The sequence below is a fragment of the Achromobacter maghribensis genome (assembly GCF_057334215.1).
Map to the genome: position 1 here is coordinate 112,199 of NZ_JBHFII010000017.1, position 12,166 is coordinate 124,364.

The 12,166-nt window shown below is 61.3% G+C and carries 11 protein-coding genes; 1 reads left to right on the top strand and 10 read right to left on the bottom strand.

Translation table 11 applies throughout. The annotated features are described in order from the left end of the window. From ACE039_RS07355 to ACE039_RS07400, 10 genes are all read right to left on the bottom strand, one after another. Positions 1-1,125: 3-deoxy-D-manno-octulosonic acid transferase (locus tag ACE039_RS07355; RefSeq protein WP_485822012.1), on the bottom strand; the 1,125-nt coding region annotated here is incomplete at its 3' end. Position 1,126: 1 nt separating this feature from the next. Beyond that, positions 1,127-2,164, bottom strand: coding sequence for a lipopolysaccharide heptosyltransferase I (gene waaC / locus ACE039_RS07360; RefSeq protein WP_313460600.1), 1,038 nt, complete (start codon positions 2,162-2,164; stop codon positions 1,127-1,129). A 115-nt stretch (positions 2,165-2,279) separates the two neighbouring features. After that, positions 2,280-4,115: a polysaccharide biosynthesis protein gene (locus ACE039_RS07365; protein ID WP_313460599.1), complete on the bottom strand. Its 1,836-nt coding sequence runs from the start codon at positions 4,113-4,115 to the stop codon at positions 2,280-2,282. 17 nt (positions 4,116-4,132) lie between these two features. After that, complete coding sequence (locus ACE039_RS07370) at positions 4,133-4,717, bottom strand: NeuD/PglB/VioB family sugar acetyltransferase (protein WP_448711541.1); 585 nt, start codon at positions 4,715-4,717, stop codon at positions 4,133-4,135. Positions 4,718-4,780: 63 nt separating this feature from the next. Next, on the bottom strand, positions 4,781-5,806 hold the full coding sequence (locus ACE039_RS07375) for an MraY family glycosyltransferase (RefSeq protein WP_485811094.1): 1,026 nt from the start codon (positions 5,804-5,806) through the stop codon (positions 4,781-4,783). A gap of 52 nt (positions 5,807-5,858) precedes the next feature. Further along, entirely contained in the window at positions 5,859-6,737 is an 879-nt protein-coding gene (locus ACE039_RS07380) for an NAD-dependent epimerase/dehydratase family protein (protein WP_448711545.1), read from the bottom strand. Between the two features lie 52 nt (positions 6,738-6,789). After that, positions 6,790-7,917: a non-hydrolyzing UDP-N-acetylglucosamine 2-epimerase gene (gene wecB / locus ACE039_RS07385; RefSeq protein ID WP_485811091.1), complete on the bottom strand. Its 1,128-nt coding sequence runs from the start codon at positions 7,915-7,917 to the stop codon at positions 6,790-6,792. Continuing rightward, a complete protein-coding gene (locus ACE039_RS07390) occupies positions 7,910-8,920 on the bottom strand; it encodes a polysaccharide biosynthesis protein (protein WP_169273426.1) in 1,011 nt (336 codons plus the stop codon). The genes wecB and ACE039_RS07390 overlap by 8 nt, the downstream gene beginning before the upstream one ends. Before the next feature lie 21 nt (positions 8,921-8,941). Further along, positions 8,942-9,802, bottom strand: coding sequence for a dTDP-4-dehydrorhamnose reductase family protein (locus ACE039_RS07395; protein ID WP_448708821.1), 861 nt, complete (start codon positions 9,800-9,802; stop codon positions 8,942-8,944). A gap of 2 nt (positions 9,803-9,804) precedes the next feature. Then, positions 9,805-11,052, bottom strand: a complete 1,248-nt coding sequence (locus tag ACE039_RS07400; RefSeq protein ID WP_485822013.1) for a glycosyltransferase family 4 protein — start codon at positions 11,050-11,052, stop codon at positions 9,805-9,807. A 462-nt stretch (positions 11,053-11,514) separates the two neighbouring features. On the opposite strand from ACE039_RS07400, the gene ACE039_RS07405 reads away from it, so the two are divergent. Then, entirely contained in the window at positions 11,515-12,084 is a 570-nt protein-coding gene (locus ACE039_RS07405) for an SRPBCC family protein (RefSeq protein ID WP_105555783.1), read from the top strand. Positions 12,085-12,166 lie beyond the last annotated feature (82 nt).

Genomic DNA, 12,166 nt, shown 5'->3' on the forward strand with positions numbered 1-12,166 from the left:
TTTGGCGTCTTCCGCCGCCTGCTTGAAATTGAACGTGTGCGGGCCGACGATGACGGGCACGCCGGCCGCGCACGCCTCGATCAGATTCTGGCCGCCCAACGGGGCAAAACTGCCCGCCACGATAGCTACGTCCGACGCGGCGTAATAGAACGCCATCTCGCCCAACGTATCGCCCAGCATCACCACGGTGTCCGGGCCCGGCTCGACACCGTCGGCACGCCGCACGAACGACAGCCCGGCCTCCGTCAACTGGCGGGCCGCCTCGTCAAAACGCTGGGGATGCCGGGGAATCAGCAGAAACAGCGGCGCATCAGGCCCCCAGGCTGCGGCGGCATGCCGTTTGATGGCGGCGATGAAACCGCTGTCTTCGCCTTCGCGGGTGCTCGCCACCGCCACCACCGGCCTTGCCCGTTGCGCCCGCCACGCCCGGCCCGCCAGCACCTGCGGCGCCGGCAGCACCAGATCGAATTTCAGGTTCCCGGTCACGATGGGCGGGGGCGCGCCGGCCTGGGCCAGCCGGGCCGCGTCTTCGGACGTCTGCGCCAGCACCCGGTCCAGACCGGCCAACGCTTCACGCATCACGCTGCCCATTCGCCCCGCCTGACGTAGCGACGACGCCGAATACCGGGCGCTGACCAGCGCCATCGGCACCCGCGCGCGCCGCGCCGCGGCCAGCAGGTTGGGCCAGATCTCGCGTTCGATCAGCAGGCCGCAGCGCGGCTGATGGCTATCCATGAAGCGGCGCGTCGCGCCGGGAAAGTCGTAAGGTAGCCAGGCTTGGCGTAATTGCCCGCGGCCAATGGCCTCCGGGAACAGGCGCTGGCCCTCGGCGCGGCCGGTCGCCGTCATATGGGTCAGCAGCACGGGCAGGCCCCGGTCCAGCAACGCCTGCAGCAGCGGCTGCGCGGCGCGCGTTTCACCCAGGCTGACGGCATGCACCCAGACAGGCCGCGTCCAGGACGAAAAAGCCGGGGAAGGGGCAGGGGCCGGCGCCTCGGCATGACCGAACCGCTGCGGCGAGAAGATTTCCCACTGACCGCCCGCGCGCCTGGCGCGGTGGGCCATCCACAGCCAGACCAGCGGTGACAGTGCCCTGAGCGCCAGAGAATAGACGCCGCGGTTCATATCACTGGGCAGCCAATGCCTGCTCCACCGCCGCCATCACGGCCTCGCGCGACGGCGACGCGCCGCGGTCGCCCAGGCTGGCGGTGTAGTTCGAACCCACCAGCGGCGTGCGCACCGGCGTGGAAGCCCGGTAGATGCCGATCGTGGGGCGGCCCAGCGCGGCGGACAAGTGGGTCAGGCCGCTGTCCAGGCCGACCATCAGCCGCGAGCCCGCCAGCAGACGCGCGACCGCGCTCAGATCCATGCGGGGCATCACTTCGGCCCCATCCATGCCCGCCACCAGCAGGCCGGCGCGCTGCGCTTCCGAGTCATTGCCCGCCAGCAGTTTCAGGGTGCACCCGGCCTCGCGCAGCCGGCGGAACACCGCGCGCCAGTCTTCTTCGGGCCACAATTTGTCGTCGCGGCTGGCCGACGGCATGATCACGGCGTAGCCACGATCGGTATCCAGGTGATGCAGGCGTGGCAATTCGGCGGCATTCAGCCCGTCGCTGCCCACATCATGCACGGGAGCGGCCGCCTGGCCTGCCTGGCGCACAAATGACTGCAGGCCAAAATCCGGCAAGCCCGCATGCTGGTAGCCGAAGGTCAGCCCAGCCAGTTTGCGCTGGCGGATCACGGCGGGCTGCCAGAATTCCACGCGATGACGCACGTTGTAGAACAGCGATGCCAACGGCTCGCGCGCCGAACGCCAGTCCAGCCCGTGGCGCACGCCGCGCGCCTGGCGCACCAGCCATGCGGACTTCAGAAGACCCTGCATATCGAGGACGATGTCGTATTGCACCGACCGCAAGCGTTCCTTGAGCGCTTTGCGCTCCGCCCGTACCTGCGCCGACCACCACGCCTTGCGCCAGCGGCGATGGGCGACTTTGATGACCTGATTGACAGCGGGGTGCCATGCAGGGATATCCGCGAAAGCTTCTTCCGCGATCCAGTCGATTTCGGCGTCCGGGACATGGCGGGCGATGTCGGATATAGCCGGCAACATGTGCACCAGATCACCTAGGGAAGAAGTGCGGACGATGAGAATGCGAGTCGGCATCAAGTCGAAGGGGGTACGTTGGAGAAGGGAATGTACAACACAACCCCACAGGCGATCGATACAAGCCCGCATCCCTGCCCAAAGACCAGGGCATCCTTTTCTGGATGAGCCCTGTTCAAAGGCGCGAAGGCACGTACTCAGGCATCCAGTGCTTCAACTGTGCACGTACTTCATCATCCGAAACCGGCCCTTTTTTCGTCATCCACGCCAGACTTTCCTCGTAGAACCCTTCCGGCACCGAGCGGGAGCGTGCAATTCTCAGTTTTTCGTGCGGCGTCTCGCGCGTTTCCTCGGAATCAGCCAACAATTCCTCGTACAGTTTTTCGCCGGGGCGCAGGCCCGAATACTCGATATGGATTTCGTCTTCGGTATATCCGGACAAGCGGATCATATTGCGCGCCAGGTCGGCGATCCGCACGGGTTCCCCCATGTCCAGGACAAAGACCTCGCCCCCTTGCCCCATCGAGGCCGCCTGCAGGACCAACTGCGCCGCCTCCGGGATCGACATGAAATAGCGCGTGATGTCGGGGTGAGTCACGGTGATCGGTCCGCCTCTGGCGATCTGCGCCTGAAACTTCGGGATGACGCTGCCAGTGCTGCCCAGGACATTCCCGAACCGCACCATCTGGAAACAGGTGTTCCCGCCGCGGCAATGCAGCACTTCACAGATCATTTCCGCCATGCGTTTGGTCGCGCCCATCACATTCGTGGGGTTGACGGCTTTGTCGGTCGAGATCAGCACGAAGCGCTTGGCGCCGAACCGACGGGCGCACTCCGCGACGTTGAGCGTGCCCAGCACATTGTTGCGCACCGCTTGCCAGGCATTTCCAACTTCCATCAAGGGAACGTGCTTGTAGGCGGCCGCGTGGAAAACCACTTCCGGCTTCCATGTCTCGAATATCTCTTCCAGGCGCGCAGCGTCTTTCACATCGCCTGCCAGCGGGATGATGCGGACACCGGGATGGTGCTCGGTAAACCACTGCTCGATGGTGTACAGCGCAAACTCGCTTGCCTCGAAGAGGATCAGACAGCTTGGTCCAAAACGCGCCAATTGCCGGCACAGCTCGCTGCCGATCGAGCCGCCCGCCCCCGTCACCAGGATCGGCTTGCCCGCGATCATCTCCTGGACATTCACGTTATTGATCCGGACCGCTTCACGGCCGAGCAGGTCCTCGATATTCACCGGGCGCATCATGTTGATCGCGACGCGGCCGCTCATCAATTCACTCAGCCCCGGCACCGTGAACAGCGCCGCGCCCGCATTGGTGGCGATCTCCATGACCCGCCGGACAGAGGACGCCTTCGCCGACGGAATGGCCAGGATGACCCTCGTCGCGTCGAATTCAGCCAGAACCTCCGCCAGCCTGTCGGTGCCGCCCACTACCCGGCACCCCGACAGTTCCAGCCCCCATTTGGCAGGATTGTCATCAACCAGCGCGACGACATGCCATTCCGTGCTTCGGCTCAGTTCACGCACCAGCATTGCGCCTGCCGTGCCCGCCCCCACGACGACGACCGGCGTCCCGCGGCCGCTGACTCGGCCATATAGGCGATATTCTTTCCACATACGCCATGCGGCACGTCCGCCCCCCATCGCCAGCAGCAGCAACAGGGGGTACAGCAGCAGGATGGATCTCGGCAGCGCGGCTTCATTGCGCACGAGGAATGCAAAAACCAGCAACGCGACCGCGGAAGCGACTACGACTTTCAGTACCCGCTTAAGGTCTGAAATGCTGGCAAAAATCCACATTCCCCGATACAGACCTGCGGCACGGCAGGCGACCGCCTGCACCGGCAACAGGACCAGCAGTGCCATCCAGATCGTGCGCTCCCAGCCGGTGGGCCAATCAAAATTGAACCGCAGCAGGAACGCGCCGAGCCAAGCGACAACAATCGCTCCCAGGTCGAACAGGAAGACCAGGACGGTGCGAAATCGAGTTGGAATGATCATGGATCGAATGGTGTGAATTAGTCGGCGACAAGGCTCGTCCCGGGCCCAACAATCGTGTCTGGCGGAACACGCACGCGATATCCCGCGCATGTGCCCGCCTGCAGCCACACCCGCTCTGCGACAACGACGCCTCCCGCGAGTTGGACTCCCACGCCCAGATGGGAAAAATCACCTACCACCGCATCATGGTCCACCGTGGCGTTGGCGTTGACGATAACGCCGCGCCCCAATCGAGCGGCCGTGCCAACGATGGCTCCGGCCATGATGGCACAGCCCACGCCGACGGTTGCGTACGGGCTCACGTAGGCCCGGGGATGGATGACGGTGGCAAAGGGGATGCCCAGCGCTTCCTGCGCAAGCATCAAACGCTCGCGCGCCGCCTGGTTACCGATCGCCACAATGACAGCATCGCCCGGCCCCGTCAGCGAGCCTAGCTGGCTGGGATGGCCGACAATTTTCCAGGAGCCAGAGGTGGATTGCCCGGGGTAGTTGTCATCGACAAAGACAATTTCCGACCAGGAGCCGTCCAGCTCCGCCGCTTCCGCGACAGCCCGGCCGTGCCCGCCTGCACCTACGACGACAAGATTGCGTTTAGTTTTCATAACATCCAGAAGAGCCGTTGGTTCGACTCGAACAAATTTCCCGATTCCCCCTTCGACCGCCCATCAGGCGCTTGCCGGCTCCCGAAGGCCCGCCTTCAAGCGCAGTGCCGCGATAACCAGCGGCGCATACGCCACCGCCATGCCCAGCGAGCCGTCAATCTTGCCCAGCGCCACCAGACAGGCCATGGGGAAAAGCCACAACACGTTTATCGCCAGCACGGTCAGCGTCACGCTGACGTGGCTGCCCCACTTCCGGGAGGCGTACTGATAGGCATGCGTGCGGTGCGCTTCGTAGACCTTCTCGCCGCGGATCAGCCGCCGAAGCAAGGTCAGGGTCGCATCCACGATGAATACGCCAAGGAGAATGGTCCATGCCCAGAACAGTTCGGGTGCCTGCCAGCCCGCCTTCAGCGACAGGATGCCCAGCGTCAGTCCCAGGAAGCCGCTTCCCCCGTCGCCCATGAAGATCTTCGCAGGGGGAAAATTCCAGATCAGGAAGCCCAGTACAGCCGCGGCCAGCAACATCGGGGCAAGGCCGGCGTCGCCGGCACCCGTTAGAAAGTAGAGAACGCTTGCGCCAGCCGTCACGCAGATTGCCTCGACGCTGGCAAGCCCGTCGATGCCATCCATGAAGTTGTACAGGTTCAGCAGCCACACCAGGTAAAAGGCCGCTGCGATATTCAGCAGCCATCCCGCCTCCAGCGGCAGGCCGCCGATCGACAACGCCGGCACCCCGCCCATCCAGTAAAGGCCCCACGCGGCACCGATAAAATGCGCCAGCAGCCGCCACCGCGCCTGGATGTGGCCATGATCGTCAAGAAACCCGATCAGGGCGATCCACGCGCCCGCCACGGCGACCCCGCATACGACGGACCAGGCGACGAAGCCGCCAGCCCCCATCACGAGCATGCCCGCCACGAAAGCGACGACGAAAGAGATCCCGCCGCCGCGCGGCGTGGGCGTTTTGTGCGAACTGCGCGCATTGGGCACGTCAATCACATTACGTGCCAGCGCATACCGGCGCAATGCGCCCGTCAGAAGCCACGCAAGCGCAAAGACAAGGCCGAACAGCCACCACGGTGCGATCATTGGGTGCGTCAAAAAATACGGTTTATCGAAAAAAAGGCAGCGCGATGCCGGATCAGGCACTCACGTCAATCTCGCGCAGCACGAACCGCTGCGGGTCATACGCAAAATCGCGACGGGCGTCGTCATGGTCGAACACCATGTCGCGGTTCATCCGTTGGACCATGTCCGCGTTCCATTTACGGTAACGGGGAATAAGGCGCAGAAAGAACAAGGCAAAATTGAACAACCAGATCGGCACGCTCAGAAAGCGGGGCTTGCGTCCCATTGCCTTGAAAATCCGCGAGACCATTTCGCGGTAGGTCAGGACTTCGGCGCCCGAAATGTTGTAGCTATTGCAGCCAGCATCAGCGGAAAATACTGACAGAACCGCGGCCTTGGCAACATCATCCACATAGACGGGCTGCCGCAGGCCTTCCGCGCGGCCGAACAAGGGGAAAAGCCCCAGCTTTCGGATCAGCTTGACGATTTCGGCAAGATTACGGTCGGTTCCCCGGCCATAAATCAACGTCGGCCGCAGAATCGTCCATTCAACGCCATGCGCCTGCGCCCACTCGGCGATTCGGCGCTCGCCCTCCACCAGCCGGCGGACGATCTCCTCCTCCTGCGGATTCGAAGACGTGGTTTTCGTGAAGCGGCTGGTGGAAGACAGGCAGACCACGCGGCGTACGCCATGCCTGAGCATCAGGTCGAAATGCTCCGGCAGGTTCCAGATGCCGCACAGCGCGATCCAGTGCGGGATCGGCTCACCATCGGCGTCCGTGGCGTCCGCATGCAGCGTGGCCCAGCGCACCCGCGCATCGTCGGTCTGCTGTGGTCGCCGCGAAAACGCCATCACCGAATGTCCGGCGTCCGCCAATTGGGCAAGCACCTGGCGTCCAACCGGCGACGTCGCGCCCAGCACTCCTGCCGTTAATCTGTCTGAATTGCTCATAGCCTGTCTTCTCAACCGCAGCCAGCGTCGCGCGTGGCGGCCGGTGCGCGTTCTACGGGGTGACCGACCAGACGGTGCGGTTCACGTACGGCACATAACTCAAGACGATCCGAACGATCTTCACCGACACGGCTCCTCCACGGTAGTCGTCCACCGTCTTGACGCGGGCCGCTTCCTCATTCTGGCCGGTCACGACGCGGATGGCCTCAAGCACGCCCTTCGCCTTCAGCCCGCTCATGATCAAAGTGCCTTCGTCCATGCCTTCCGGACGTTCGTGCGCCGTGCGCACGGTCACCGCCGAAAGGTTCAGCAGCGACGCTTCTTCGGTGATCGTACCGCTGTCGGACAGGACGCACTTGGCGCCCATTTGAAGCTTCATGTAGTCCAGGAAGCCAAACGGCTTCACGAAGCGAACCAGCGGATGCTCGATGGAACGACCCAAGGCTTCCAGCCTGGCCCGCGTGCGCGGGTGCGTCGAGACGACGACCGGCATGGAATACGACTCCGCGACCGCGAAAAGCGTATCCAGCAGATCATGCAGGTTCTGGACCGAATCCACGTTCTCTTCGCGGTGGATGCTCACCAGGAAGTACCCGCGCGCGGTCAGTCCTTCGCGTTCCAGCACCGTGGAAGCCTCGATCTGGGGCTTGTAGTGCCCAATCACCTCTTCCATGTGCGAGCCGGTCTTGATGATGGTCTCGGGCCGCACGCCTTCGGCGATCAGATACCGGCGCGCATGCTCCGTCAGCACCAGATTGATGTCGCTCAGATGGTCCAGGACCTTTCGGTTCAGCTCTTCGGGCACGCGCTGGTCGAAACACCGGTTGCCCGCTTCCATGTGGAAGACCGGAATCTTGCGGCGCTTGGCGGAAATGACCGCCAGACAGGTATTCGTGTCCCCGTACAGCAGTAGCGCGTCGGGCTTTTCCTGGGCAAAGATTTCATCCGACTTGGCGATGACCTCTGCGATGGTCTTGGCCGGCGTATCGGCAGCCACGCCGAGAAAATGGTCCGGCTTGCGGATGCCAAGTTCGTCGAAAAAAACCTGATTCAGCTCGTAGTCGTAATTCTGGCCGGAATGCACCAGAATGTGATCGACTTGCTTGTCCAGTTCTGCAATCACCCGGCTCATCTTGATGAGTTCCGGGCGAGTGCCGACCAGCGTCATGACTTTAGTCATTCAATTGCTCCTGCAGGTACGCAAGCCCGAGCAGAATCTTCTCAACGCCAGGAACGTCCAGTCGCGTCGTGTTATGCGACGTGTAGTCATCCAGTTCGGATACTTCCTTTTCACCCTCGACGAAGTACTTCTTGTAGTTCAGGTCGCGGTTATCCATGGGGATCCGGTAGTACCGGCCCATATCCACCGCCTTCGCCATTTCCTCGCGGGAAATCAGGGATTCGTACAGTTTTTCCCCGTGGCGCGTACCGATGACCTTGACCGGGGCGGCGCTCTTGAAAATGTTCTTCAGCGCTTCAGCCAGGTCACCAACGGTCGATGCGGGCGCCTTCTGCACGAAGATATCGCCCTGCTCTGCATGTTCGAACGCGTGCAGTACCAGATCGACGGAATCCTCAAGCGACATCAGGAAGCGCGTCATGCTCGGATCGGTAATGGTCAGCGACTCGCCTGCCTTGATCTGCTGGACGAACAAGGGGATCACCGAGCCCCGCGACGCCATCACATTGCCGTAGCGGGTTGAACAGACCACCGGGCCGCCTTCGGGAATGGCGCGGGATTTGGCGACCACCAGCTTTTCCGCCATGGCTTTCGAAATGCCCATGGCATTGATGGGATAAACCGCCTTGTCCGTACTCAGCACGATCACGCGCTTGACGTGGTTGGCGATAGCGGCGTTCAGCACGTTTTCCGTTCCGAGGACGTTGGTTTTAACCGCCTCCATCGGGTAGAACTCGCAGGACGGAACTTGCTTCAATGCCGCCGCATGGAAAACATAATCAACGCCGATCATCGCCTGGGAAACGCTGCTGTAATCGCGCACGTCCCCGATGTAGAACTTGACCTTGTCGTTGGCAAGTTCAATGCGCATGTCTTCTTGCTTCTTTTCGTCGCGGCTGAATACGCGAATTTCGCGGACGTCGGTATCCAGGAAGCGTTTCAGTACCGTGTGGCCAAAGGAACCCGTACCACCGGTAATCATCAGGACTTTATTTTCAAACATAATTCACCACAGTAGTCAGGGTTACGCGCGCGTTTCGTGCATCGTGGCAATCAAACGATCCCAAGACGGCGGTTGATAATTGAAGGCCGCACGGAAACGGGATGAATCGAGAGAGCGGTCGATATGCAGCTTATCGTCCGGCTCGATATCGATCTGTTTGCCGTAGACCTTGGCCACCAGGGACAACAGGCGGAACTTGTCGATGGGGTCCACCGACACATGGTAGAGGCCGCTGAACTCTGGCTTGGGCAGCACCAGATCTTTGATCACGCGGGCCAGTTCAACGGTCGGCAGCCCGGAAAAAATGGCTTTGGTAAAGCCTTTGACCGGTCCGGTCTGCGACAGGAACCAGTCCACCAAAGCCAGATTCGTGCCCAATTCGTGGCCGATGATCGACGTGCGCAAGGTGATCGCATGCGGAAAATCGTGCAGCTCCCCCATGTACTTCGATTTGCCATACAGGTCTTCCGCGTCCGACAGGTCGGACTCGACGTACATGCCTTTCTTACCGGAAAACACGCAGTCGGTGCTGATATGCACCAAGCGGGCTCCGACCAGGCCGCACAAATGCGCCAGCCGATGCGGGAGGAGGGAATTGAGCGGCAAGGTCACAAGCGGATCTTTCGCAGTGGATGCCTGTTTGATCACGCCCACGCAGTTGATGACCGCATCGGGGCGGACGCGTCCCAGCAGCGACACCAGCGCATCTTGGTCGGTTGCGTCCACGCCGGTGATCAGGCGAGCGCGGACATCGGGGGAAAACCGCTCGCGCAACGTACCGCTACGCAACGTTCCCCAAGCCTCGTAGCGGGCGTCGGAGGAAAACTCGCGGAATGTCGCGCTGCCCAGCATGCCGCTGGCGCCCAGGATCAGAACTTTCATACTCAGTGCCTCGCATTATAAATTTCAGTCGCGGCCGCCAAAAGGCGCGACAGTTCCGTAGCCTGCTTCCGCATTTCGAAGTGCTCCAGGAAGTAGCGGCGCCCCGAATCGGCCAGCTCTTGGCGGGCAGACGCATCCATGCGATACAACTGCTCGATGCATCCGCAAAGGCCGGGCACGTCTTCCGCGCCGCACACGACTCCCGCCCCCGCTTCGCGGACCACCTGGGCCCCCTCACCGTCCAGCGCGGCGATGATCGGGCGGCCAGCAGCGAAATAGGCCTGAATTTTACTCGGAACCGTGTACGCGAAAATCTCTTCCCGCTTCAACGAGACCAACAACGCCTGCGCCCGGCGGAAGAAGTTCGGCATCTCGCTGGCAGGGTAGCGGCCGGCCAGAATAAGATTGTCGAGATTATGCAATTTCTTCTGATTCTCGACCCATCCAAGCATGCTTCCGCTGCCCACCATCACCAGCTTGCAGTCAGGAAGGTGTACCAGTTTCCGGGCGGCTTCCACAATCGTCTCGACGGCCTGCGCCGTGCCGATGTTACCGGCGAATAGAACGCAGAAATTGCTATCCATCGTATGCAGTATTTCCGGCGGAATGCGGGATTCATCCGCCGGCGCGGCTTCTGGTTCCCGGTATGAATTTGGATAATATTCAAGCTTCGCTGGGTCGGCCAATCGCGATATGGGTGCGAAAAACCCGCGCGATTGCACCAGGATGCGGTCGCAAGACGCGTAAATCCGGCGAACCATCGCACCGACCGCGCCAAGCACATGTTTATTCTTGATGAATCCGGTGGCACTAAGGCTTTCAGGCCATAAATCCTGAACCCATACCACCAGCGGCGCTTTCAAGCGCTTCTTCAGGAACACAGCCGGAATCACTGCCGTAATGGGCGACAACGCCACCGCGAAAATCACATCGAATTTTTCGCCCTTGACCGCTTTCCCTGAGTGCCAGATAGCGTTGAAAAGAAACGACAGATAGTTGAGAACCATATTCTTGCCGCCGCCGTTGCCACGCGCCCGCAACGGCACCCGGCTGACGGTAATCTTGTCGCCGTACATTTCACGCTGATAACCGCCGGATGAATACCCCGGGAATATTTTTCCATCGGGATAATTCGGCTTACCCGTCAAAACATGGACCTCGTGGCCTTGCTCTGCCAATTCATGGATCAGGTCATTAACAACAACAAAAGATTCGGGCCAAAAATATTGCGTGACCACGAGAATTTTCATCAATAACCCTATAATTTATTCATGGAGCGGCGACACCCTCCACCCACAGTTTGGCCATCGAAACCGCATACGGATAATACGGCGGCGTTCTTAACCCGATCCGCGCACATATATATTTTTTTTACCATCGTCCGCATACGTGCCAAAAAGTAGGGAAAGATAATAAAAAGTTCCATTGCACGAAACGCAATAATCAAACCCGGACAGCCTTTCTTCAGTCGGCGCATATTATCCCCCAGTCCTCAGATCCACGCCAGAAGAATCCGTGAAAGTAAATGCGATTCAATATACTGATTTCACTGGGCAATCCTTGCGGGGCTGTTCCAAATAGATAACTCCGGCGACTGCCCGTCACACCGGCCTACCCATCCCGGCTCCAGGCCGGTCCTGAGTTGAGGCGCCGGGCTTTCCCTTACGGCCGCTTAGGTCCACAATAGGCCAAAGACCTACAAGGAGACTGCCATGCGCATTGCCGATGCCCAGTGGATTCCTTCGACGCAACACCAGACCTGGGATGCGTTGACCGACCCGAGAGTGTTGCAGAAATGCATACCGGGCTGCGTGGAAGTCGCGATGCGCAGCCCCACCGAGTACGCCGTCACCTTGCGGGCCAATATCGCCGGAATCGACACCGATTACGAAGGCGAGATCCTGCTTTCCGATGTCAATGCGCCAGACAGCTGCACCCTGGTATTCGAAGGCAAGGGCCGGGCGGCCTGTCTCGCCATCGGCACCGCCCAGGTCAACCTCAGCACCAAGGACCAGGGCACCCGCGTAGCCTATACCGTGGCCGGCATGGCGGGCGGCAAACTGGCCGAATGCGGCGAAGGCCTGCTGCTGAAAGCCGGCGACAAGATCATCCAGAAGTTCTTCGCCGCCTTTATCGACCACATGGCCGTGCAGCCTCGCCTGGCACCTCCGCCCCCGCCCCCGGAACCCGAACCCCGCGGATTGTCCAATTCGCGCTGGTCGTGGGTGCTGGTGCTGCTGGTGGTCGCGGTGTTCTGGGGTTACCACTCGTTCTACAAGTGAAAACCCTAGTGGGCCGGTGATATCCTAAGCGGCATGACTCCGCCGCCATCACCGCCCCCGCCAGCCGCCGACCCCGCCCGCT